Raw genomic sequence first — 25,001 nt, 5'->3', positions numbered from 1 at the left:
AAGGCCTGCCGCTATCATGCCCATCGTGCTTCGATCCTTAATGCGTGACCGTATTTTGCATTTGTTGTTACTGCTGGGTGTGATACTGCTGCCGCTGGCAGAGTATCGCTGGTCGCAGCTGCCGGCTGCCGTAGACTGGCAGACCATCATGACGCTGACCGGCCTGCTGATGCTGACGAAAGGGCTGGAGAACAGCGGGTATTTTGACGTACTGGGCGCCCGCCTGATTCAGCGTTTTCAGCATGAACGTGCGCTGGCGCTGTTTATGGTCTGCGCCGCCGCGCTGCTTTCAACCTTCCTGACCAACGATGTCGCGCTATTTATTCTGGTGCCGTTGACGCTGACGCTGCGTAAATTTTCCCATCTGCCGGTCTCGCGGCTCATTATCTTTGAAGCACTGGCGGTCAACGCTGGATCGCTGCTGACCCCGGTCGGCAATCCGCAAAATATTCTGCTGTGGAGTCACGGCTCGCTGAGCGTGGGCGGATTCATCCTGCAGATGCTGCCGCTGGCGGCTGTGCTGATGATAACGCTGATCGCGCTGACCTGGTGGAGCTTCCCGGCACAGCGCATAGACAAACACAGCGACGCCGGGTCGCAGCAGTGGAGCCGGCGCCTGTTCAGCGTCAGTCTGCTGCTCTATATCGTGTTTATCGTGGCGCTGGAGCTGAAGATGACGGGCTGGGCGCTGCTGCTGGTCGCCGCCTGCTTCCTGATCATGGCGCGAGGGGTGCTGGCCGCAATCGACTGGAGCCTGCTGCTGGTTTTTGTCGCGATGTTTATCGACGTCTTTTTGCTCATGCATCTGCCTGCCCTGCAGCCGTGGTTTGCCCGTATCGGACAGCTGGGGGAGGGCGGTATCTATTTACTGGCTATCGGCCTGTCGCAGTTTATCAGTAACGTCCCGGCCACTATCCTGCTGCTGCAAAAAACCGATCCCTCTGTGGTGCTCGCCTGGGCGGTGAATATCGGCGGCTTTGGCCTGCTGCCAGGGTCGCTGGCGAACCTGATTGCACTGCGCATGGCGCAGGATAAAAAAGTGTGGTGGCGTTTTCATCTCTTCTCACTGCCGATGCTGGCGTGGTCAATGCTGTGCGGCTGGCTGCTGCTGCAGTGGCTTCACTGAGTGCGGGCGCTGGCTCTTCAGCGCCTTAGCCGCTGCTGTGGCATAACGTGCCGCCCGTCTCCACTTATGTAAAGTTACACTGGAATTTGTCAATTTATTATCTAATGTTAAGTTGACCGTTTATGCCCGGGGATCGGGCTTTCAGCCAGTGATGACAAATTATGAGCGAAAATCAGCAGCAGGACCCGCAGAAGCCGTCAGATAACGACAACGATCCGCAGAAGGATAACAGTCAGCAGCAGCAACAGGACAAAGATAATCAGGATGACGATCAGCCGCGTAAGCGGCCGGGTAAAAAGCCGCTGATTATTCTCGCGATTGTTGTGGTGATTATGCTGATAGTGGGGTTTTGGTTCTGGTTTACCACCCGCAATATTGAAACCACCGATGACGCCTTTACAGAGGGTAACGCCGTTACCGTGGCACCTAAAGCTTCAGGCTACGTGGTGCAGCTGCTGGTAAAAGATAACCAGCGGGTGAAAAAAGGCGACCTGCTGGTGGTGATTGATCCGCGCGACAGCGCTGCACAGCGCGATCAGGCGAAAGCACAGCTGGGGCTGGCTCAGGCTCAGCTGCATCAGGCGCAGGCGCAGCTGGCGCTTTCGCGCGTGCAGTATCCGGCGCAGCGCGATCAGGCGCTGGCGCAGCAGGCGAGCGCGCAGGCGAACTTACTCAATGCGCAGGCGGATTACCGCCGTCAGCGCGGCGTGGATCCCCGCGCCACGTCTCAGCGTAATATCGACACCGCCGCGGCGCAGCTGCGCTCAGCGGAAGCGCAGCTGCAGAGTGCTAAAGCGCAGGTTGAGGTCGCCTCACAGGTCAAACTGCAGATCCGGCAACAGGAAACAAATGTGGAAGCGCGCCAGCAGCAGGTGGAGCAGGCGCAGGCGCAGCTTAATACCGCAGAGCTGAATCTCTCTTACACTGAAGTACGTGCCCCTTACGACGGTTTTGTCACCAAACGCAACGTGCAGCTCGGTACGCTGGTGCAGGCGGGCTCAGCCCTCTTTTCGCTGGTGTCACCCGATATCTGGATCACCGCGAATTTCAAAGAGTCACAGCTGGCGCGCATGAATCCGGGTGACAAAGTCGAGATCAGCGTGGACGCATGGCCTGATATGAAACTGCACGGCCACGTCGACAGCATTCAGATGGGTTCAGGCTCACGTTTCTCCGCTTTCCCGTCAGAGAACGCTACCGGTAACTATGTGAAAATCGTGCAGCGCGTCCCGGTTAAAATCGTTATTGATAGCGGACTGGATCCTGCCCATCCGCTGCCGCTTGGACTCTCGGTAGAGCCTGAGGTGACGGTAGAATGAGTGCAGGCGAGAGCTGGCGCCCGGCCAGCAACCCCTGGCTGGTCGCCATTACGGTCACGCTGGCGGTGTTCATGGAGATCCTGGACACCACCATCGTTAACGTTGCGCTGCCGCATATCGCGGGTTCGCTCTCCTCCAGCTATGACGAATCCACCTGGGTACTGACCTCCTACCTGGTCGCGAATGGCATTGTGCTGCCGATCTCCGCCTTCTTCAGCCGCTTATTTGGCCGCAAGCAGTTCTTCCTGATCTGTATTGTGATGTTCACTATCTGCTCGTTTCTTTGCGGCATTGCCACCGAGCTGTGGCAAATCATTCTGTTTCGTGTGCTGCAGGGCTTTTTTGGCGGCGGCCTGCAGCCGGTTCAGCAATCGGTACTGCTCGATTACTTCAAGCCGGCCGATCGCGGTAAAGCTTTTGGTCTCTCTTCGATTGCAATTATTGTGGCACCGGTGATTGGCCCGACGCTGGGCGGCTGGATCACCGACAATTACAGCTGGCGCTGGGTCTTCTTTATTAATATTCCGGTAGGGATTTTAACCGTGCTGGCGATCTATCAGCTGCTTGAAGATCCGCCGTGGGAGCGCAAATGGGATAAAGGCCGGCTGAAAATTGACTATATCGGCATCAGCCTGATTACGCTGGGTCTTGGCTGTCTGCAGGTGTTTCTCGATCGCGGTGAGGATGAAGACTGGTTCGCTTCGCACTTTATTCGTCTGTTCGCCATGCTGGCCGCGGTGGGGCTGGTGGGCGCGGTATACTGGCTGCTCTATGCGCGTAAACCGGTCGTGGATATCCGCGTGATGAAAGATCGTAACTTCTGGGTCGCCGGTCTGCTGATGGCCGGTATGGCTATGATCCTCTACGGCAGCTCAGTGGTGCTGCCGCAGCTGGCGCAGCAGGATCTGGGGTATACCGCCACCTGGTCAGGGCTGGTGCTGTCGCCCGGTGCCGTATTGATCGTGCTGACCATTCCGCTGGTACTGAAGCTGATGCCAGTTGTGCAGACGCGCTATATTATCGCCTTCGGCTTCAGCTGCCTGGCGCTGGCCTTTTTTTACTCCAGTACGCTGACGCCGGACGTGGATTTCAAAACCCTGGTGCTGATGCGCAGCGCGCAGTCTATCGGGCTGGGCTTTCTGTTTGTTCCGCTTACCACCATTGCGTTTGTCACGATCCCGCAGAAGCTTAATGCCGATGCGTCCGCGCTGTTTACCATGTTTCGTAACGTGGCCGGATCTATCGGTATCTCACTGGCAACCGCCGGGATCACCGAGCGTGAACAGGTGCGTTCCGCGCACATGGTGCATAACATGTCGCCGCTGAATGAGCAGTTCAACCTGACACTGCAGCAGTGGGCTCAGGCGATCCGCGATTTTACCCAGGTGGCTGGCGATCCGCTGCAGCTTGCCGCGGGTCAGCTCTATCAGGAGATGATCGCTCAGGCGCGCATCCTTGCCTATATCGACGTGTTCACGGGACTGAGCATCGTCGCCATGATACTGATCCCTCTATGTTGGTTACTTTCGCCGATTAAGAGCGAAGGCAGTGCAGGAGCACACTAAAATGAGAACCTTTTCACGCGTTGCGCTGCCGCTGACGCTACTGCTGGCGGGCTGTGCCGTCGGCCCCGACTATCAGCCTCCGCGCCCGCAGACGCCCGGCAGCTTTCACGCACTGTCGTCACAGGAAACCTCTAAGCCGCTGGCTGCTGCACCCAACCCGCTCTGGTGGCGCAGCTTTAACGATCCGCAGCTTAACAGCCTGATCGATCGCGCTATCAGCGGTAACCTCTCGCTGCAGCAGGCGGTGTTACGCATCGCCGGTGCGCGGCAGCAGCTGGCGCAGGCGCGCGGGGGGCTGTTTCCCGCGCTAAATGGCTCAGCCAAAGTCACGCGGCAGCAGCTGGGTCTGAAAGGCCTGCTGAAATCCAACGGCGTATACGATCGGGTGGATGATGATATTGCCGGACAGCTGGATGGACTGAACCACTCCGTCACGCTCTATCAGGGCAGCTTCGATGCCAGCTGGGAGCTGGATATCTGGGGCAAGGTACGCCGGCAGATGGAGGCCGCCGATGCGCAGCAGCAGGCAGCTGTTGCACAGCGTGATGACGTACTGATTTCAGTAGAAGCTGAAGTGGCGCGCGCCTATCTGCAGCTGCGCGGAGCGCAGGCGGTGCTGGCTACGCTGCAGACGCAGATAAAAGTTGCGCAGGAGACCTGGGAGCTGACGCAAAGCCAGCAGCAAAACGGGCTGGCACCGGCGACAAATGTGGAAAATGCCCGGGCACAGCTCGCCTCGCTTAATGCGCAGCTGCCGCAGTATGAGGCGCAGGCGCGGCAGGCGATGAACGGTCTGGCGGTCCTGCTCGGGAAAACGCCCGGCGCGCTGGATAGTGAGCTGATGACGGCGAAAGCGCTGCCGGCTTTGCCAGGCCTGGTACCAGTGGGGATCCCGGCGACGCTGGCGCGCCGGCGGCCCGATATTCGCCAGGCTGAAGCCACGCTTCATGCGCAGACCGCCAATATTGGCGTTTCGGTTGCCAGCCTCTTTCCGGATCTCTCTCTGACGGGGCAGCTCGGGGTTCGCAATACCGACGCCAGCTACCTTGATGACTGGAGCAGCCACTTTTTCAGCATCGGTCCGTCACTCTCTATTCCAATCTTTCAGGGCGGACGGCTGGTTTCCAGCGTGAAGCTGGCGCGGGCACAGCAGGCCAGCGCCGCACTGGATTACCGGCAGACAGTGCTGACGGCGCTGCAGGATGTGGAGAATGCGCTGGTCAGCTACCGGGCGGATCAGCAGCAGGTTACCGCGCTGGATGAAACCACCGGTGCACTGCAGCGAACATTCGATCTGGCCAGTGACAGCTACCGACAGGGCCTGACAACCTTTCTTGACGTGCTGGATGCGCAGCGACAGCTGGCGCAGGCAAAAGCACAGTCGGTACAGGCGCGTACGCAAAGCGCGCTCGATCTGGTCGCGCTCTATAAAGCGCTGGGCGGCGGCTGGGAAAATTATCAGCAGGTGACTCTGCCAGACTACGCAGTATTTGGTCCGGCCACGCAGGTCAACTGACGTTCAGGTCGTCCCGATAAAAGGACGACCTGATAATTGAAATAAATGTTCCTTTTTATGTAAGGATTAAATTTTGAGCGTATTGTCGCTGACATAAAAAGAGATTCACGCTGAGTTTATGTGATCGGCATCTAATTTCCTGGCATCAGTTATGATGAACACGGCAAAACTAAAATTTCATATTTAATTTTTATGGCAAAAATACTCTATTTTTGATGCATCTTTCAGAAATGGAGTTAGCAATGCCTCGTGAAACCTGGCTTACCCTCAATAAAGCCTCAGGACCGAACAGTAATACGCGTACTGAACCCTTCGTTAAAGTGATAGCGGCCGTTGCCACTCTCGGCGGGCTGCTGTTCGGCTATGACACCGGCGTCATCTCCGGCGCACTGCTCTTCATGGGGGATGATATACATCTGACGCCATTAACCACCGGCCTTGTCACCAGCAGTCTGCTGTTTGGTGCGGCATTTGGTGCGCTGATATCAGGGCATTTTGCCGCAGCGGTCGGGCGGAGAAAAATCATTCTGGTACTGGCAACCATTTTTGCGGCCGGCGCGCTGGGCACGGCGCTGGCGCCGGATGCTGAATGGATGATTTTCTTCCGCCTGGTCCTCGGGGTCGCCGTCGGCGGCGCCTCTGCCACCGTTCCGGTTTACATTGCGGAGATGGCACCTGCCAATAAACGTGGTCAGCTGGTCACAATGCAGGAGCTGATGATCGTCTCCGGCCAGATGCTGGCTTATATCTCCAATGCCGGGTTTCATGCCGCCTGGGGCGGTGAGAGTACCTGGCGCTGGATGCTGGCGGTGGCGACGCTGCCCGCAGTGCTGCTCTGGTTTGGCATGATGTTTATGCCGGATACGCCGCGCTGGTATGCCATGAAAGGGCGTCTGGCTGAAGCCCGCAGAGTCCTGGAGCGGACCCGCGCACGTGAGGACGTGGAGTGGGAGATGATCGAGATCACTGAGACGCTGGAAGAGGAGCAGCAGCAGCGTCCGCGCCTGCGCGAGTTACGCCAGCCCTGGCTGCTGAAACTCTTTTTCATCGGCACAGGCATAGCTGCTATTCAGCAGCTCACCGGCGTCAACACCATCATGTACTATGCGCCGGTAATGCTGAAAGCCGTAGGTATGGATGATAATGCGGCGCTGGTTGCCACCATCGCCAATGGCGTTATCTCAGTGCTGATGACCTTTGCGGGGATCTGGCTGCTGGGGCGTATCGGACGCCGTCCCCTTGCGCTTATCGGACAGATAGGGTGTACCGCCTGCCTGGTTTTTATCGGGGCCGTCAGCTACTTCATGCCGGAAACGGTAAATGGTCAGCCTGATATGCTGCGCAGCTATATGGTCCTGCTGGGCATGCTGCTGTTTTTAAGTTTTCAGCAGGGAGCATTATCACCGGTTACCTGGCTGCTCTTATCCGAAATCTTTCCGACGCGGCTGCGCGGTATATTTATGGGCGGGGCGGTATTTGCCATGTGGCTGACTAATTTTACTATCTCATTACTGTTTCCGCTGCTGCTTGCATGGGTGGGGCTGTCAGGGGCCTTTTTTATTTTTGCCGCAGCCGGCCTGTTCGGAACGCTGTTTGTTTTCTGCTGCGTACCGGAAACCCGTAATCGTTCGCTGGAGCAGATTGAGCATTATCTGCGCGACTGGCTGACGGAAACATCGCCGCGTCAGGTAATGAGGCCATCGGCCCAGAAGGGGAGTTGAAAATAGATTTCTCTGATAAAACCGGCGCAGGCCGGTTTTTCTTTTTAGTCTGTCAGTCAGGCTGAGAGCCACATCAATAAAACGCGCATTAAAAGTGAATAACGGATACATGATTAATTATTTTTACGCTTCGCCTGCAGGATGTCACAAACTAAAATTTCGCTAACTACTTGTTTCGCTCGCGGGATTAGCAAATGAAATCGATATCAATGCAACAGCTGCCCGGAAACCTTATCAGTTTATTAACGCTTAATGTTAACCGGTAAGGCTTATCCTTACTGAACAATAACAATAAGCGAACCTGTTAAGAATAATCCGGTCTGCAAAATTAATTTATTTTTTTATTTGAATTGGGTAATCTTGCCGCTACAGTTTATTTATACCCCTTAACAAGGACATTGTGATGAGTGACGCATTTAAAGTACTGAACAACATTCGCACATTACGTGCGCAGGCGCGTGAACTGCCACTGAGCGATCTGGAAGAGATTCTGGAAAAATTAACTGTCGTTGTGACTGAGCGTCGTGAAGAAGTTGAAGCCGAAGAAGCGCAAAACCGCGAAAAAGAAGAGAAGCTGTCTAAATATCGCGAAATGCTGCTGGCTGATGGCATCGATCCTAACGAATTACTGGGCGCACTTGAAACCGGTAAAAAACGCGCCAAGCGCGCACCGCGTCCGGCTAAATATACTTATACCGACGAAAACGGTGATGAAAAATCCTGGACCGGTCAGGGCCGCACGCCAGCAGCGATTAAAAAAGCGCTGGATGCCGGCAAGAGCCTGGACAGTTTCCTGATTAAATAAGCGACGCAATCCTTGTATATGGGAGCCGGGGGCATATTGCCTCCGGCTTTTTTATTGGCTGACGTTTTAATTTATGTAACAAACTGCGCTAACTGATAACGATGACGTAACGTCGGCAGGCGAGAAGCGTCTGCTACCGGATGCCGGCAACGCTATTTTGCGTCTGCTAACAATCCCTTTGCGTAAAAGCTGCGCCATTGCCAGGCGCAGACTGGCTCATATAGCCCATCTCTGGCATAATGCCCGCTGTTTTTTCATCCACCGTGTAACAAAGGTCAATGCCGTGTTAGTTTCCAGCAATATCACTATGCAGTTCGGCAGCAAGCCGCTGTTTGAGAATATCTCCGTTAAGTTTGGCGGAGGTAACCGTTACGGTTTAATCGGTGCAAACGGCAGCGGTAAATCGACCTTTATGAAAATACTGGGCGGCGATCTGGTGCCTACCAACGGCAATGTCTCACTCGATCCCAACGAGCGTATTGGTAAGCTTCGTCAGGATCAGTTTGCCTTTGAACAATATAGTGTGCTGGATACGGTCATAATGGGGCATCAGGAACTCTGGGCCGTAAAAGAAGAGCGCGATCGTATTTACGCACTGCCAGAAATGAGTGAAGCAGAAGGCTACAAAGTTGCCGATCTCGAAGTCGCTTACGGTGAAATGGATGGATATAGCGCGGAATCCAGAGCCGGTGAGTTATTGCTGGGCGTCGGTATTCCGGTGGAGCAGCATTACGGGCCGATGAGCGAAATCGCACCGGGCTGGAAACTGCGTGTGCTGCTGGCGCAGGCGCTGTTCTCTAATCCCGATATTCTGCTGCTTGATGAGCCGACGAACAACCTGGATATTGATACTATCCGCTGGCTTGAGCAGGTGCTGAACGATCGTAACAGTACCATGATCATCATTTCGCATGACCGTCACTTTTTAAATATGGTCTGCACCCATATGGCGGATCTTGATTATGGTGAGCTGCGCGTCTATCCCGGTAATTATGATGAATATATGACCGCGGCGACGCAGGCGCGCGAACGTCTGCTGGCCGATAACGCGAAAAAGAAAGCGCAGATTGCTGACCTGCAATCTTTTGTCAGCCGCTTCAGTGCTAACGCCTCTAAATCCCGTCAGGCAACATCGCGCGCAAAACAGATTGATAAAATCAAACTGGATGAAGTCAAAGCCTCCAGTCGTCAGAACCCTTATATTCGCTTTGAGCAGGATAAGAAATTATTCCGTAATGCGCTGGAAGTTGAAGCGCTGACGAAAGGATTTGATAACGGCCCGCTCTTTAATAAGCTGAACCTGATGCTGGAAGTGGGCGAGAAGCTGGCAATTCTGGGTGCCAACGGTATTGGTAAATCCACGCTGCTGAAAACGCTGGTGGGCGAATTAACGCCGGACAGCGGCAGCGTTAAATGGTCTGAAAATGCGCGCATCGGCTATTACGCGCAGGATCATGCCGAAGATTTTGCCGAAGACCTTAGCGTGTTCGACTGGATGAGCCAGTGGAAGCAGGATGGCGATGATGAACAGGCCGTGCGCAGCGTACTGGGCCGCTTACTGTTCAGCCATGACGACATCAAAAAACCAGCTAAAGTGCTGTCGGGCGGTGAGAAAGGACGGATGCTGTTTGGCAAGCTGATGATGCAGAAGCCAAACATTCTGATCATGGATGAGCCGACCAACCACCTGGATATGGAATCGATCGAATCACTGAACATGGCGCTGGAGATGTATGAAGGCACGCTGATCTTTGTTTCACATGACCGTGAATTTGTCAGCTCGCTGGCGACGCGCGTGATGGAGATGAAAGGTGAGCGCATCGTTGACTTCACCGGTAACTATGAAGATTACCTGCGCAGTCAGGGCATTTCATAAACCCTGCTCTTTCTGTCTGCTTAACAGGCCGCCCGACCGGGCGGCCTGTTTGCATTTCAGGGGACGCCACACACGTCACAGTGTGCGTCCTGCATCACCTTCATAGTGCGAAATTCAGCGCGCATTGCGTCATACATCAGCAGGCGTGAGCGGGCGGGTTCACCAAACGCGGTAAGCAGTTTCAGCGTCTCCATCGCCTGCATCGCGCCGATTACGCCCACCAGCGGGGCCATGACGCCAGCTTCCACGCAGCTCAGCGTCTGTTCGCCAAACAGGCGGCTGATGCAGCGGTAACAGGGCTCGCCAGGCTGCCAGGTAAAAACGCTCAGCTGACCTTCCATGCGGATCGCCGCACCGGAAATCAGCGGGACTTTTTGCCGGAAACAGAGGCGGTTCAGCTGCTCACGCGTAGCCACATTATCCGTGCAGTCCAGCACCGCGTCATGCCGCGCAATCAGTGCGCTTAGCGTCGCATCGTCGGCCTGCACGTCACAGGTTTCAATAATGCAGTGCGGATTGATTGCCGCCAGCTGCGCGCGCGCTGATTCTACTTTGGGCTGGCCAATCGTCTCATCACGATGCAGGATCTGCCGCTGCAGATTGCTCAGGCTGACGGTATCAAAGTCGAGCAGCGTCAGATGCCCCACGCCGGCGGAGGCGAGCCAGGGCGCAGCCGCGCATCCCAGCCCCCCCAGGCCGACGATCAGCACGCGTGACTCAGCGAGCTGCTCCTGTGCGGCAAAGTCGAAGCCGCGCAGGACAATCTGCCGGTTGTAGCGCAGCATCTCTTCATGCGTCAGTTCACGCGACATTACCCCTCCAGCAGGCTGTTAAAGGGCTCAACCTCAACCCATTCACCCGCTTCTGCCGTACCGCGTTCGCGCTCCAGCACAATAAAGCAGTCGGCCAGCGCAAATGAACTGAAAACATGAGAGCCCTGCGCACCGGTGGAGCGCACCTCCAGCACGCCTTCGCTGCTGCGGCTGAGTACGCCACGCTGAAAATCGAGGCGCCCCGGCGATTTTTTCAGACGATCCAGCGTCCGCGCACGCTGGCGCAGCGGCATTGCCGGCGTTGTCTGGCCGCTCAGCCTGACCAGCAGCGGCTGCACCAGCTGATAAAAGGTCACGGCGGCGGAGACCGGATTGCCCGGCAGCCCGCAGAACAGGCTATTCGCCAGCTGGCCGAAAGCGAACGGCTTACCTGGCTTAATCGCCAGCTTCCAGAAGCTGACAGATCCGAGTTCGTCGAGGATCTCGCGGGTAAAATCAGCTTCACCTACGGAGACACCGCCGGTGCTGATGACCACATCGGCCTGGCTGTCTGCTGCCGTGAAGGCGTGACGCAGCGCGGCCGGGTCGTCCGCGATAACGCCGAGGTCAATAACCTCGCAGCCCAGTTTGCTGAGCATCAGAGAGACGGTAAGGCGATTGGTATCATAAATCTGGCCCTCTGCCAGCGGTTCACCCACCGCCTGCAGCTCATCTCCGGTAGAGAATATCGCTACGCGCAGCCTGCGCCGTACCGTTACCCGGGCAATGCCCAGCGAGGCGAGCAGCGGCAGCTCAGCGGCACCCAGCCGCACACCCGCTGCCAGAACCTGATGACCGGCGCGAATATCTTCACCAATACGGCGGATATTCTGGCCTGCGCTGACCGGCGCAGTGATCACAATACCCTCCGCGTGCTGTTCCGTTTGCTCCTGCATGACCACCGCGTCGCAGCCTGCCGGTATCGGGGCGCCGGTCATGATACGGATCGCGCTGCCTGCCGGCCATTCACCGTGCCAGGGGGCGCCGGCAAAGGCTTTGCCCGCCACCGCGAGCGGTGCGCCAGCGCGGAGATCGCTCAGCCGCACCGCGTAGCCATCCATTGCGGAGTTATCAAATGAGGGGACATCCAGCGGTGAAACCACCGCCTCTGCGGTAATACGCCCGGCAGCATTAGCCAGGCTAACCTGTTCGGTCCCGCTGACCGGTTGCAGCGGTTGCAGCATCATGTGCTGCGCCTCTTCCAGTGAAATTAAGCCTGCGGTGTTAGGTTCCATATCGCTCCCTGGCGGATAAATGTCAGATGTCATCTATTATGGGTTAAGGCGCTGGCGTAAGGCCAGACCCGTTTGGCGCGGCCGCACAGATCGCGCGGTGAGCCGTAAACGGGGTCTGCCGGGAAAGGAAAAAGATATAAAGCCTGAAAAAAGGTTATGAGGGCTGATGCACTTTCTGCTTTACAAGCTGCCGGGTGCTTCCTATAGTCGAAAATTGTCTGAAAATGATGAAAACCATTCTAAATCAGTGTTTTTTCTGCTGATAATCCTGACAGGTGCAGCTAATGACCAGGGCAGTAATCGCTATCCACGGCGGCGCGGGTGCGCTTTCCCGCAGTACCATGAGCGCGGCGCGCGAGCAGCAATACCGGCAGCAGCTGCACGACATTGTCGCAGCAGGACAGCAGCTCCTGGCCGCGGGCGGCAGCGCGCTGGATGCGGTGACTGACGCGGTGCGGCGGCTGGAGGCGTGCCCGCTGTTTAATGCCGGGCGGGGCGCGGTGTTCACCCATCAGGGCACACACGAGCTGGATGCCAGCATCATGGATGGCCGCACGCTGCAGGCGGGCGCAGTAGCGGGCGTCAGCCATATTGAACATCCGATCCTCGCCGCGCGTAAAGTGCTGGAGGCGAGTCCCCATGTGCTGCTGATCGGCGCCGGCGCAGAAGCCTTTGCCGTGGCGCAGGGGCTGGAACCCGTTGCCGCTGACTTTTTCTCAACGCCAGAACGCCTGGCGCAGCTGCTGCGCGTGCGCGACAGCAACACCACGCAGCTCGATCACGACGCGGCTGCCACGCCGCTGGATGAGGATCGCAAACTCGGCACCGTAGGTGCGGTGGCGCTGGATCTGCACGGCAATCTTGCCGCGGCGACCTCAACCGGGGGCATGACCAATAAGCAGGCTGGCCGCGTGGGCGACTCGCCGCTGATTGGCGCCGGCTGCTATGCCAGCAACGACAGCGCGGCTGTCTCCTGTACCGGTACCGGCGAAGTCTTTATGCGAACGCTGGCCGCTTATGATGTTGCGGCACAGATGAAATATGCAGGACGCTCGCTGCAGCAGGCGACCGCCAGCGTCATCCACGACACCATTACGGAGCTGGAAGGCAGCGGCGGGCTGATTGCGGTTGATGTACAGGGCAACCTTGCTCTGCCGTTTAACAGCGAAGGCATGTACCGCGGTTTTGCTTACGTTGAGGGTACAGTCGAGGTGGCCATTTACCGCGACAGCTAAGGAGCAGGCAGAATGGAACAGCAACAGGTGCTGGCGGTACGCGATCTGTGCGTCACTTTTCAGCATGAAGAGAGTAAAACTGAAGCGGTGCGTCATCTTTCGCTCGATCTGCTGCGGGGAGAAACCCTGGCGCTGGTCGGTGAGTCTGGCTCAGGGAAATCCGTGACGTCACTGGCACTGATGCGCCTGATTCAGCAGGCGGGCAGCGAGATAAGCGGTGAGATAAAGCTGCGCCGCCGAAACGGGGAGATCCTGGACGTCATGCGCGCGTCGGCCGGTCAGATGCGGCAGGTGCGCGGCGCTGACATGGCGATGATCTTTCAGGAGCCGATGACCTCGCTGAATCCGGTATTTACCGTGGGCGAACAGATTGCTGAGTCAGTACGATTACATCAGAAGATGAGCCATCAGCAGGCGCTCGCTGAAGCGCGGCGCATGCTGGATCTGGTACGCATTCCGGATGCGCACGCTATCCTGTCGCGCTACCCGCATCAGCTCTCTGGCGGGATGCGCCAGCGCGTCATGATTGCGATGGCGCTCTCCTGCCGGCCTGCATTGCTGATTGCCGATGAGCCGACGACGGCGCTGGATGTCACTATTCAGGCGCAGATCCTGCAGCTTATCCGCGTGCTGCAAAAAGAGATGCAGATGGGCGTGATTTTTATCACGCACGACATGGGCGTCGTCGCTGAAATGGCCGATCGGGTACAGGTCATGTATCGCGGCGATGTTATCGAACAGGCGCCGGTGCAGCAGCTGTTCAACGCACCGGCTCAGCCCTACACCCGCGCGCTGCTGGCGGCCGTGCCCCGGCTCGGTGCGATGAGCGGGCAGCCACTGCCGGCAAAATTTCCTCTGCTGAACGCCGCCGGACAGGAGGCGCCGGCTCTGCCGCAGGATACCGTGCGTCGCGATCGCCCGCCGGTGCTGCAGGTGCGTGACCTGACAACCCGCTTCGACCTGCGTAGCGGTCTCTTTAACCGGGTTACGCGCCGGGTACACGCGGTAGAGAAAGTGAGCTTTGATCTCTATGCCGGTGAGACGCTGGCGCTGGTCGGTGAGTCGGGATGCGGTAAGTCAACCACCGGTCGTTCACTGCTGCGGCTGGTCGCCAGTCAGGGCGGCAGCATCACCTTTAACGGTCAGCGTATCGACGCGCTGCAGGGAAGCGCGCTGGCGGCGCTGCGGCGCGATATTCAGTTTATTTTTCAGGACCCCTACGCCTCGCTCGATCCGCGCCTCACCGTGGGTTTTTCTGTGATGGAGCCGCTGCTGGTCCATCGCGTGATGAGTCGCGCGCAGGCGGAGAAGCGCGTTGCCTGGCTGCTGGAGCGGGTAGGGCTGCAGCCGGAGCATGCGCAGCGCTATCCGCATGAGTTTTCAGGCGGCCAGCGTCAGCGCATCTGTATTGCGCGAGCGCTGGCGCTGAATCCCAAAGTGGTCATCGCGGATGAGTCAGTGTCAGCGCTGGATGTCTCGGTTCAGGCACAGATCATCAATCTGATGCTGGATCTGCAGCGGGAAACCGGCATCGCTTTTCTGTTCATTTCGCACGATATGGCGGTAGTGGAGCGTATCAGCCACCGTGTAGCGGTGATGTATCTGGGGCAGATCGTTGAGACAGGACCGCGCCAGGCGGTGTTTGAGCAGCCGCGTCATCCCTACACCCGCAAACTGATGGCGGCCGTACCGGTGGCGGATCCGGCACACCGGCATCGCGAACGGGCGTTAATGGTTGATGAGATCCCCAGCGCCGTACGTCCGCTGGGGGATGAGCCGGAAGTCGCGCCGCTGCTGGAGGTGGCGCCAGGACACTTTGTGGCACGCCATGCGATCGGTGGCGCCTGACGAATAACAGAGCGTCCTGAACCCAGGACGCAGCACAAGGGACTACAGGAGAAGCACCATCATGCACCAGATTATGCGTAACGGGATTATCACCGCTGGCGTGCTGAGCGCTGCGCTGTCGCTGCCCGCCTGGGCGGCAAAAGATGCAGTCATTGCCGTGAGCTCAACCTTTACCACGCTGGATCCTTATGACGCCAACGACACATTGTCGCAGGCGGTTGCCAAATCCTTCTATCAGGGGCTGTTCAGCTTTGATAAAGAGATGAAGCTGGTAAACGTGCTGGCCAAAAGCTCTCAGGCCAGCGCTGACGGGCTCACTTACACCATCAAACTGCGTTCCGGCATCAAATTTCAGGATGGTACCGATTTCAACGCTGAGGCGGTGAAGGTTAACCTCGATCGCGCCAGTAACCCCGACAACCATCTTAAACGCTATAACCTGTTCAAATATATTGCGACCACGGAAGTGGTCGATCCGCTCACGGTAAAAATCACGCTGAAGCAGCCATTTTCAGCGTTTATCAACAATCTGGCGCATCCGGCGGCGGCGATGATTTCACCCACCGCGCTGAAAAAATATGGCAAAGAGATTGGCTTCCATCCGGTCGGCACCGGACCTTATGAGTTTGAAACCTGGAATCAGACCGATTTTGTCAAAGTGAAAAAGTGGGCGGGATACTGGAAGCCGGGCTATCCGAAACTCGATACCATTACCTGGCGGCCAGTCGTGGATAACAACACCCGCGCGGCCATGCTGCAGACCGGCGAGGCGACGTTTGCTTTTCCGGTGCCTTTTGAGCAGGCCAAACGCCTTGAAAGCAACGATAAGCTGAACGTCATTACCACGCCTTCAATCATGCAGCGTTATATCAGCCTGAACGTGACGCAAAAGCCGTTTGATAACCCGAAAGTGCGTGAAGCGCTGGAATATGCCATTAACCGCGAGGCGCTGGCAAAAGTGGCGTTTGCCGGTTATGCCACGCCCGCTACCGGTATCGTGCCGCCCTCTATCGATTTCGCTCAGCGTTATCCGGCTATCAAATACGATCCGGCTAAAGCGCGGGCGCTGCTGAAAGAAGCGGGCTACGGCAACGGCTTTGAGACCACGCTCTGGTCTTCGCATAACCACAGCACGGCGCAGAAAGTGCTGCAGTTTACCCAGCAGCAGCTGGCGCAGGTGGGCGTGAAGGTGAAAGTCACCGCTATGGATGCCGGACAGCGCGCTGCGGAAGTGGAAAGCAAAGGGCAAAAAGAGAGTGGTGTACGCATGTTCTATACCGGCTGGTCCGCCTCGACTGGTGAGGCCGACTGGGCGCTGACGCCGCTGTTCGCCACGACCTCCTGGCCGCCAGCGATCTTCAATACCGCGTTTTACAGTAATCCGCAGGTGGATAAAGATCTGGCTGATGCATTAAAGACCACCGATCGTGAACGCAAAGCGCAGCTCTACAAAGATGCGCAGGATCGCATCTGGAATGACCATCCGTGGATCCCGCTGGTTGTCGAGCAGCTGCTCTCGGCCAGCAACAAAAACCTGACCGGGTTCTACGTCATGCCGGATACCTCGTTTAATTTCGACGAAGCGGATCTGAAGTAACCAGACTGGCCAGCCGCTCCGGCTGGCCGCTGCTGCGCAGGATGTTGCATGCTCAACTACTTTTTAAAACGCTTGCTGGGACTGATCCCCACGCTGCTGATTGTTGCCGTACTGGTGTTTCTGTTCGTGCATCTGCTGCCTGGCGATCCGGCACGTCTGATTGCCGGTCCCGAAGCGGATGCTTCCGTTGTTGCGCTGGTACGCAGCGAGCTCGGACTGGATCAGCCGCTGATCCAGCAGTTCTGGCATTTTATTTTCAACGCGCTGCAGGGGGAGTTCGGCCAGTCGCTGGTCTCTAAACGCCCGGTAGCGGACGAAATCGCGATGCGCTTCTACCCGACGCTGTGGCTGACGCTGACCAGTATGGCGTGGTCAGTGCTGCTGGGTATGGCGCTGGGTATTATCTCTGCCGTGTGGCGCAACCGCTGGCCCGATCGCATCGGCATGACGCTGGCGGTTTCCGGCATCTCGTTCCCGGCCTTTGCGCTGGGGATGCTGCTGATGCAGATTTTTTCGGTGGAGCTGGGCTGGCTGCCCACCGTGGGCGCGGATAGCTGGCAGCACTATATTCTGCCCTCTCTCACGCTGGGCGCGGCCGTTGCCGCGATCATGGCGCGCTTTACCCGCGCCTCATTTATTGAGGTTTTGCAGGAAGATTACATGCGCACCGCGCGGGCCAAAGGCGTGCGCGAATCGCTGGTGGTGGTAAAACATGGGCTGCGCAACGCCCTGATCCCGGTGGTCACGATGATGGGCCTGCAGTTCGGTTTTTTGCTGGGCGGATCCATTGTGGTGGAGGTGGTGTTTAACTGGCCTGGCCTCGGTCGCCTGCTGGTGGACTCCGTTGAGATGCGGGATTACCCGGTGATCCAGGCGGAAGTGCTGCTGTTTTCACTGGAATTTATCCTGATCAATCTGATTGTCGATATGCTTTACGCGGCAATCAATCCGGCTATTCGCTACAAATAAGGAGTCGCAATTGAAAAACTGGCGACGTGATGCGGCAGTGAAACAGCTGCCGCACCTGACGGAAAACCGGGTGCGTACCCCGTGGCGTGAGTTCTGGCGCCGTTTTCGCCAGCAGCATGTGGCGCTGCTGGCAGGCAGCTTTGTCCTGCTGCTGATTGTGCTGGCCTTTGCTGCGCCGTGGATCGCCCCTTTCGATGCGGAAAACTATTTTGACTACGATCGTCTGAATGAAGGGCCGTCGTGGCTGCACCTGTTTGGCGTGGACTCGCTGGGGCGTGATATTTTCAGCCGGGTGCTGGCAGGTACCCGTATTTCGCTGATGGCGGGGTTCTTCTCTGTGATCATCGGTGCGCTTATTGGTACGCTGCTGGGTCTGCTGGCGGGGTACTATGAGGGCTGGTGGGATCGACTGATTATGCGCATCTGCGACGTGCTGTTTGCGTTTCCCGGTATTCTGCTGGCGATAGCGGTCGTCGCCATTATGGGCAGCGGAATGAGCAACGTTATTGTGGCGGTGGCGATTTTCAGCATACCTGCGTTCGCCCGGCTGGTGCGCGGTAACACGCTGGTGCTCAAGCAGCAGACCTATATCGAGTCGGCGCGCAGCATTGGCGCGTCAGATCGCACGATTATCTTTCGGCATATTCTGCCCGGCACGATCTCCTCCATCATGGTCTATTTCACCATGCGTATTGGCACCTCAATTATTACCGCCGCCAGCCTCTCTTTTCTGGGGCTCGGCGCACAGCCGCCCACGCCGGAGTGGGGAGCGATGCTGAATGAAGCGCGGGCAGATATGGTCATGTCGCCTCACGTCGCCATTTTCCCCAGCCTGGCGATTTTCCTGACCGTTCTGGCGTTTAACCTGCTGGGTGACGGCCTGCGCGATGCGCTGGATCCGAAACTGAAAAGCTGAGCAGCAAACCGGCCCGGGCCACTAAATGTGTCTAATATTGAAGGAGCAGCGATAACGCTTTCACAGATTTTCCCCGGGCCGTTGCGCAGGACGTTACTCCGCCGGTAAAGATGCTGCCGGCGCAAAGCAGTTCCGGTGACAGCTCAGGGCGTAAAGGAGAAAAGAGATGGAACCGTTTGATTATCAGCAGGATTATAAAAATCTTGATTTACGACAGCACCCCGAGCTTTATCGCGTAGGGCGGGGCGAGCAGGGCGTACTGATGGTAGAGCCTTACAAAAGTGAAATTTTGCCCTGGTGGCGTTTTCGTACCGTAGAGGTAGCGAAAGAGTCTTCTGAAAAAATTATGCAGCTGTTTGAAGAGTATCGCGAAAAAGATGATTTTGTCGGTATGGATATGGCGCGCAAATTTATTCAGATGGGGTATACGCGCGCCCGGCGCTACAGCAATCATCAGGGTGGACGTAAATATGATGCGGATGGCAAAGAGCTGCCGCGAACGGTAGAAAAAGAGAAGGCCGCAGCGGCGGCCATCTTTAAAGCGTGCTGGGATAAATTACGCGCCGACGAAGATTATCTGAAGCGTAAAAAAGCGCACCAGCAGAAATATGGTTAGACGCGGCTGCCCCACAGATCGTATTCGTCCGCGTGCTCTACTTTCACCCGCACCACATCACCTGCTTTTACCTGCCGGTCGCCGTTGAGATAGACGGCACCGTCGATTTCCGGTGCGTCTGCCATGCTGCGTCCGACGGCACCCTCTTCATCCACTTCATCGATGATGACCAGAATTTCGCGGCCCACTTTCTCCTGCAGGCGTTCGCTGGAGATCTGCTGCTGCAGCTGCATAAAGCGGTCAAAACGCGCCTGTTTTACCTCATCAGGAACCTGATCCGGCAGCTGATTGGCGGTGGCGCCTTCTACCGGGCTGTACTGGAAGCAGCCTACGCGATCGAGACGCGCCTCTTTGAGAAAATCGAGCAGCATCTGGAAATCTTCTTCGGTTTCACCCGGGAAGCCCACGATAAACGTAGAGCGCAGCGTCAGCTCCGGACAGATCTCGCGCCAGCGCTTGATGCGCTCCAGCGTACGCTCCACGGCGCCCGGACGCTTCATCAGCTTCAGAATGCGCGGGCTGGCGTGCTGCAGCGGAATGTCGAGATAGGGCAAAATTTTGCCTTCGGCCATGAGCGGAATGACATCATCCACGTGCGGATAGGGATAAACATAGTGCAGACGTACCCAGACGCCGAGTTTCGCCAGCTGTTCACACAGGCTCACCATGCTGGTTTTTACCGGCGCGCCGTTCCAGAAACCGGTACGATGTTTTACATCCACGCCGTAAGCAGACGTATCCTGCGAAATCACCAGCAGCTCTTTCACCCCTGACTCAACCAGACGCTTCGCCTCATCCAGCACGCTGCCAATCGGACGGCTGTCGAGATCGCCACGCATGGATGGAATAATACAGAACGTACAGCGGTGGTTGCAGCCTTCCGAGATTTTCAGATAGGCGTAGTGGCGCGGCGTCAGTTTCACGCCCTGCTCAGGCACCAGGCTCAGAAACGGGTTATGAACAGGTTTAGGTACGTAGGTATGCACGTGCTCAAGCACCTGCTCATAGCTGTGCGGACCGGTGATCTCCAGCACTTTCGGATGCACTTCGCGGATCTGATCCACTTTGGCGCCCAGACAGCCGGTGACGATCACTTTGCCGTTTTCATTCAGCGCTTCACCAATCGCTTCCAGAGATTCCTGAACCGCGCTGTCAATAAATCCGCAGGTATTAACGATAACGATCTCCGCGTCATCGTAGCGTGGCACCACGTCATAGCCTTCAGTACGCAGTTCCGTCAGGATACGTTCTGAGTCAACGAGGTTTTTAGGACAACCGAGTGAGACGAAGCCCACGCGTGGCGGATTAGTGACATGGCTCATAAGGATAAAAATTCATCATAATTAGTATGGACAGGAGCGCGATTGTACAGAGGTTGCAGCGGAAAATGTATAGCTTAAGCAACAATCTGCCTGCCTGCAGAATATGAATGCATGGCTATGCTTAGAGTGCATGGCGCAGCCTGACGCCGGGTATTTCAGCCCGCAGCGGGTTGTGCGGTTGCTGCGATTTTGCTTAAATGATGGGTTGTTGAAGGTAACTTATTCTCAACGCTGAAGAATTTAAACGCATGCGCTGGCAGGCTACGAGATGACAGCGCAGCAGTGCATAGAGTGAGAGCAGACAAATGCAAGAGATCGTCAAAGGTTTTCTGAATTTTCAACAGAACGTATTCCCTGAAAGGAAGGATCTTTTCAAGAGTCTGGCTTCCAACCAGAATCCTAAAGCGCTGTTTATCTCCTGTTCAGACAGCCGTCTGGTGCCGGAGCTGGTCACGCAGCAGGAGCCAGGACAGCTGTTTGTGATCCGTAACGCCGGCAACATTGTGCCGCCATTTGGCCCGGAGCCAGGCGGCGTCTCTGCCACCATCGAGTATGCGGTACTGGCGCTGGGCGTAACGGAAATTATCATTTGCGGACACTCTAACTGTGGCGCAATGAACGCGATCGCCTCCAATGCCGACCTGAAAAACATGCCGGCGGTCGATCACTGGCTGCACTACGCTAACGCCGCAAAATCTGTGGTTGACGAGCGCAACTACGATTCTGTTGAGGTGCGCCTTAATGAGATGGTGAAAGAGAACGTTATAGCGCAGCTGAACAATATCAAAACGCATCCTTCCGTCTCGGTTGCTTTGCGTAAAGGCAAGCTGCGTCTGCACGGCTGGGTTTACGATATCGAAACGGGGAAAATCAACGCCCTGACTAAAGGCGGCGCGGAGTTTATCTGCCTGTCTGACAACCCGGAAACCTGCTTCGAGTAATCCCCTTCAGCCCGGCCTGCGCCGGGCTTAATGTTTTGTAAATTTCCCCCGCTGCTGCGTATGCGCTGTCTACCCTTAACGGCAGAGCGAATACAGGAGCAACCTATGCATATCTGGCGAGCAGCGCTGATTTCCGGCGCACTAAGCTGTTCTTCTCTGGCGCTGGCCGCGGATGTAGCGGTAGAGGTGCTGCAGGACAACCTCTCTCATCCCTGGTCGGTGGCCTTTTTGCCGGATAATCGCACGCTGCTTATCACCGAGCGCACCGGTCAGCTGCGCAGCTGGCAGCCTGAAGGCGGCCTGTCGAAGCCGATACAGGGCGTGCCGCAGGTCTGGGCTGAGCGGCAGGGCGGATTACTGGATGTGGTTCCGGCACCTGATTTCGCGCAAAGCCGCCGCGTATGGCTGAGTTACACCACGGCCGATAGCCGCGGGCGTGCCGGCGGCGTCGTGGGTTACGGTCAGCTGAGCGAGGATATGCAGAAGCTTAACGGGTTTCGCGTGGTGCTGGAGCAGACGCCTAAACTCTCCGGTGGTGCGAATATCGGTACGCGGCTGGCCTTTGACCGGCAGGGCTTTCTCTATGTGGCTTTCGGCGACAATTTTGTCAGCAGTAGCGCCCAGCAGCTGGATAAGCTGTCAGGAAAAATTGTTCGCCTGACGCAGGAGGGCGGCGTACCGCAGGATAATCCGTTTGTTCACACGCAGGGCGCTCGTCCGGAGATCTGGAGCTATGGCGTGCGTAATCCTCAGGGGCTGGCGCTGAATCCCTGGACGGGGCAGATGTGGGAGAGTGAGCACGGGCCGCGCGGCGGCGATGAGGTAAACCGGCTGGAGAAAGGTCACAACTATGGCTGGCCGCTTGCCACTTACGGCATCGATTACAGCGGGCAGCCGGTGCCGGAAGCGAAGGGCACGCAGGTAGCAGGAACTGACCAGCCGCTGTTCTGGTGGAAAGTGTCACCGGCTCTCAGCGGCATGGCGTTCTACACCAGTACGCGCTTTCCGCAGTGGAAAAACGCGCTGTTTATCGGTGCACTGAAAGATAAAAGCCTGATCCGACTGCGCGTTGAGGGCGATCGGGTCACGGAGGAGGAGCGGCTGCTGAGCGATCGTAATGAACGTATCCGGGATGTGCGTCAGGGACCGGATGGCTGGCTCTACGTACTCACCGATGAAGCCAGCGGTAAATTGCTCCGGGCAGGCGTGCAGCCGGAGCAGGCTGAAACAGGTAACTAATCAGCGCGCCCAGCGGCAAATCTGCCAGCCGCGCTGCTCCGCCTCGTGCTGCAGGCGCGCATCCGGATTGACTGCCCAGGCGTGGTCAGCCCAGGCCAGCAGCGGCAGGTCATTAAATGAGTCGCTATAGGCCCAGGTACGTGTGAAACTGAGCGCCTGCTGACGGGCCTGCCAGTCGCGCAGGCGAACTACTTTACCTTCGCGATAGGTTGCGGTACCGAGAATAGCACCGCTGTAGCGCGCATTAACCACTTCAGCATGGATGGCCAGCGCGCCGTCCACGCCCAGACGTTCAGCGATAGGAATGGCAAGGTGGTCGCCGCTGGCGGTAATGATCAGTATCTTATCACCGCGCTGCTGATGCCACTGAATGCGCTCCCGCGCGGCAGGAAACACACGCGGCAGGATGTCGCGGTGGATAAAGCGTCTTATCCAGCCAGCCACGGTCGGCGTGGCCATGCCAGCCAGCGGTGCCAGTGTGGTGTGCATATACTCTTCAATGGGCAGCTCGCCAGCGTGATAACGCTGCATCAGCCTGCGATCCTCATCAATCACTGTTTCAGGCGCAAATCCCTGTGACACCAGCCAGCGCAACCAGAGGCTGGTGCTGTCATCACATATCAGGGTTTCATCGAGATCGAACACGGCAAGATCCATAACGCTCTCCTCAGGCTGACTGATTCCAGCGTAGCGGAATTTTGTGACAGGCTTAGCTTTTCCGGACAAATTCAGAATTGTGCGCAGTTTTTTACTTCGGGTGACGGCATACACTGGACCAGACAGGATGTTGACCTGGATTAATATAAGAAAACTTAATTAACTTTACGATTCAACGGTTTTTTTCGCCAGCGCGAACCGTTAGCGTTTTACACGAGATCTTCCCCGCCCGCGAAAGCCCCGATTTTACAAGGACAATCTGGTTACGCCCATGAAACTACACCTTTGCGCATCGTTATTACGGCCTCTGGCTGCCACCTCGCTGTTGTTTATTTTCCCGGCTGTTTCTCAGGCCGTTGACGCTCCGGCTGCTCCGCAAATCGAGGCCAAGGCCTGGGTTCTGATGGACTATAACAGCGGCAAAGTCCTGGCTGAATCGAATGCCGATCAGCGGCTCGATCCCGCCAGTCTGACCAAGATGATGACCAGCTATGTGGTAGGGCAGGCGCTGAAATCAGGAAAGATCAATAACGGTGATATGGTGACAATTGGCCAGGATGCCTGGGCAACCGGTAATCCAAAACTGCGCGGCTCATCGCTGATGTTCCTCAAGCCCGGTGACCGTATTCCGGTATCAGAATTAAATAAAGGCATTGTTATTCAGTCCGGCAACGATGCCTGTATTGCGCTGGCAGATTATGTTGCCGGCAGTCAGGATGCCTTTATCGGGCTGATGAACAACTACGTTAAAGCCTTCGGTCTGCAAAATACGCATTTTATGACGGTGCATGGTCTGGACGCGGAAGGGCAGTACAGCACCGCCCGCGATATGGCGATTATCGGCCAGCGGCTGATAATCGATGTGCCGGATGAGTATGCGCTCAACAGCGAGAAAGAGTTTACGTTTAACAATATCAAACAGCGCAACCGCAACCGGCTGCTCTGGAGCTCCAACCTGAAAGTGGACGGCATTAAAACCGGGCATACCTCAGGCGCAGGCAACAATCTGGTGGCGTCTGCCGTTGATGGCGATATGCGTCTGATCTCGGTAGTGCTGGGCGCACAAACCGACGCCATTCGTTTTCGCGAAAGTGAAAAGCTGCTGACCTGGGGATTCCGTTTTTATGAAACGGTAACGCCTATCAAGGCAGATAAGCCGTTTGCCCGTCAGCGCGTCTGGTTTGGTGATAAGGGAGAAGTGGATCTCGGCGTGGCGAAAGATGCGGCGATTACCGTACCTAAAGGCCAGATGAAAAATCTGAAAGCGAGCTTTACCCTGAATACGCCGCAGCTGGAAGCCCCCATCGCCAAAAATCAGGTTGTCGGCACTATCGATTTCCAGCTGGATGGAAAAACCATCGAGCAGCGCCCGCTGGTGGCGATGGAAGCCGTACCGGAAGGCGGCTTTGTCGGGCGTATCTGGGATTTTATTATGATGAAATTCCACGGCTGGTTCGGGAAGTGGTTTAGTTAGGAAGCGGGGGCAGGCGCTGGTTCCGGGCCGGTTCCGTTCGCCACGGGGCATGGGGCCGGTTCCGTTCGCCGTCAGCTGCGGGGCGCAGATTAAGCGCCGGTTCCGTTCGCCGTCAGCGGCAGCAGCAGCCTGTGCCCCGGCGCGGCGACCGGGCAGAGGACGCCTGGCCGCGCCCTCTGCACTCCCCGGCCCTGCGCCAGCCCCGTCCGCCG

General features: G+C 56.9%; 20 protein-coding genes. 16 read left to right on the top strand and 4 right to left on the bottom strand.

The annotated features are described in order from the left end of the window. Nucleotides 1–16 precede the first annotated feature (16 nt). From AC2CF9_RS07360 to AC2CF9_RS07330, 7 genes are all read left to right on the top strand, one after another. Nucleotides 17–1,126, top strand: a complete 1,110-nt coding sequence (locus AC2CF9_RS07360) for an SLC13 family permease (protein ID WP_150018341.1) — start codon at nt 17–19, stop codon at nt 1,124–1,126. 161 nt (nt 1,127–1,287) lie between these two features. Beyond that, nucleotides 1,288–2,445, top strand: coding sequence for an HlyD family secretion protein (locus tag AC2CF9_RS07355; RefSeq protein ID WP_484556661.1), 1,158 nt, complete (start codon nt 1,288–1,290; stop codon nt 2,443–2,445). Next, entirely contained in the window at nt 2,442–4,010 is a 1,569-nt protein-coding gene (locus AC2CF9_RS07350; RefSeq protein ID WP_150018343.1) for a DHA2 family efflux MFS transporter permease subunit, read from the top strand. The genes AC2CF9_RS07355 and AC2CF9_RS07350 overlap by 4 nt, the downstream gene beginning before the upstream one ends. 1 nt (nt 4,011) lies before the next feature. After that, nucleotides 4,012–5,526: an efflux transporter outer membrane subunit gene (locus AC2CF9_RS07345; protein ID WP_484556660.1), complete on the top strand. Its 1,515-nt coding sequence runs from the start codon at nt 4,012–4,014 to the stop codon at nt 5,524–5,526. A 242-nt stretch (nt 5,527–5,768) separates the two neighbouring features. After that, a complete protein-coding gene (locus AC2CF9_RS07340) occupies nt 5,769–7,247 on the top strand; it encodes a sugar porter family MFS transporter (RefSeq protein ID WP_150018344.1) in 1,479 nt (492 codons plus the stop codon). 403 nt (nt 7,248–7,650) lie between these two features. Beyond that, on the top strand, nt 7,651–8,052 hold the full coding sequence (locus tag AC2CF9_RS07335) for an H-NS family histone-like protein (RefSeq protein ID WP_039383432.1): 402 nt from the start codon (nt 7,651–7,653) through the stop codon (nt 8,050–8,052). 283 nt (nt 8,053–8,335) lie between these two features. Next, the gene (locus tag AC2CF9_RS07330; RefSeq protein ID WP_039383434.1) at nt 8,336–9,928 is read left to right on the top strand and encodes an ABC-F family ATPase; all 1,593 of its coding nucleotides are present in this window, start codon (nt 8,336–8,338) and stop codon (nt 9,926–9,928) included. A 56-nt stretch (nt 9,929–9,984) separates the two neighbouring features. On the opposite strand, the gene moeB is transcribed toward AC2CF9_RS07330, so the two are convergent. Further along, a complete protein-coding gene (gene moeB / locus AC2CF9_RS07325) occupies nt 9,985–10,740 on the bottom strand; it encodes a molybdopterin-synthase adenylyltransferase MoeB (RefSeq protein ID WP_484556659.1) in 756 nt (251 codons plus the stop codon). Continuing rightward, nucleotides 10,740–11,975, bottom strand: a complete 1,236-nt coding sequence (gene moeA / locus AC2CF9_RS07320) for a molybdopterin molybdotransferase MoeA (protein ID WP_150018346.1) — start codon at nt 11,973–11,975, stop codon at nt 10,740–10,742. Before moeA ends, moeB begins: the two co-directional genes overlap by 1 nt. Nucleotides 11,976–12,259: 284 nt before the next feature. On the opposite strand from moeA, the gene AC2CF9_RS07315 reads away from it, so the two are divergent. From AC2CF9_RS07315 to AC2CF9_RS07290, 6 genes are all read left to right on the top strand, one after another. Next, nucleotides 12,260–13,210, top strand: a complete 951-nt coding sequence (locus tag AC2CF9_RS07315) for an isoaspartyl peptidase/L-asparaginase family protein (RefSeq protein WP_484556658.1) — start codon at nt 12,260–12,262, stop codon at nt 13,208–13,210. A 12-nt stretch (nt 13,211–13,222) separates the two neighbouring features. Then, nucleotides 13,223–15,058 (top strand): glutathione ABC transporter ATP-binding protein GsiA, encoded by a 1,836-nt coding sequence (gene gsiA, locus AC2CF9_RS07310; RefSeq protein WP_484556657.1) that lies wholly within the window; start codon nt 13,223–13,225, stop codon nt 15,056–15,058. Between the two features lie 61 nt (nt 15,059–15,119). Then, entirely contained in the window at nt 15,120–16,655 is a 1,536-nt protein-coding gene (gene gsiB / locus AC2CF9_RS07305) for a glutathione ABC transporter substrate-binding protein GsiB (RefSeq protein ID WP_484556656.1), read from the top strand. A 48-nt stretch (nt 16,656–16,703) separates the two neighbouring features. Next, on the top strand, nt 16,704–17,624 hold the full coding sequence (gene gsiC / locus AC2CF9_RS07300) for a glutathione ABC transporter permease GsiC (protein WP_150018350.1): 921 nt from the start codon (nt 16,704–16,706) through the stop codon (nt 17,622–17,624). A 10-nt stretch (nt 17,625–17,634) separates the two neighbouring features. Further along, nucleotides 17,635–18,540 carry a glutathione ABC transporter permease GsiD gene (gsiD, locus tag AC2CF9_RS07295; RefSeq protein ID WP_484556655.1) on the top strand — a complete coding sequence of 302 codons (906 nt, stop codon included), beginning with the start codon at nt 17,635–17,637 and terminating at the stop codon, nt 18,538–18,540. 166 nt (nt 18,541–18,706) lie between these two features. Next, nucleotides 18,707–19,156 carry a DUF4385 domain-containing protein gene (locus AC2CF9_RS07290; RefSeq protein WP_150018352.1) on the top strand — a complete coding sequence of 150 codons (450 nt, stop codon included), beginning with the start codon at nt 18,707–18,709 and terminating at the stop codon, nt 19,154–19,156. Here AC2CF9_RS07290 and rimO read toward each other — a convergent pair. Then, entirely contained in the window at nt 19,153–20,478 is a 1,326-nt protein-coding gene (gene rimO, locus AC2CF9_RS07285) for a 30S ribosomal protein S12 methylthiotransferase RimO (protein ID WP_150018353.1), read from the bottom strand. The genes AC2CF9_RS07290 and rimO overlap by 4 nt on opposite strands. Before the next feature lie 305 nt (nt 20,479–20,783). Between rimO and AC2CF9_RS07280 the strand changes: the two genes are divergently transcribed. Together AC2CF9_RS07280 and AC2CF9_RS07275 are read left to right on the top strand one after the other, a co-directional pair. Beyond that, complete coding sequence (locus AC2CF9_RS07280) at nt 20,784–21,419, top strand: carbonic anhydrase (RefSeq protein WP_150018354.1); 636 nt, start codon at nt 20,784–20,786, stop codon at nt 21,417–21,419. Between the two features lie 105 nt (nt 21,420–21,524). Beyond that, a complete protein-coding gene (locus AC2CF9_RS07275) occupies nt 21,525–22,658 on the top strand; it encodes a PQQ-dependent sugar dehydrogenase (RefSeq protein ID WP_484556654.1) in 1,134 nt (377 codons plus the stop codon). On the opposite strand, the gene AC2CF9_RS07270 is transcribed toward AC2CF9_RS07275, so the two are convergent. Next, the gene (locus tag AC2CF9_RS07270; protein ID WP_484556653.1) at nt 22,659–23,315 is read right to left on the bottom strand and encodes an HAD family hydrolase; all 657 of its coding nucleotides are present in this window, start codon (nt 23,313–23,315) and stop codon (nt 22,659–22,661) included. Between the two features lie 271 nt (nt 23,316–23,586). Between AC2CF9_RS07270 and AC2CF9_RS07265 the strand changes: the two genes are divergently transcribed. Further along, on the top strand, nt 23,587–24,789 hold the full coding sequence (locus AC2CF9_RS07265; RefSeq protein WP_484556652.1) for a serine hydrolase: 1,203 nt from the start codon (nt 23,587–23,589) through the stop codon (nt 24,787–24,789). Nucleotides 24,790–25,001 lie beyond the last annotated feature (212 nt).

The organism is Pantoea sp. SYBGC1 (assembly GCF_057197005.1).
This window is presented reverse-complemented; position numbering and strand designations above follow the sequence as displayed.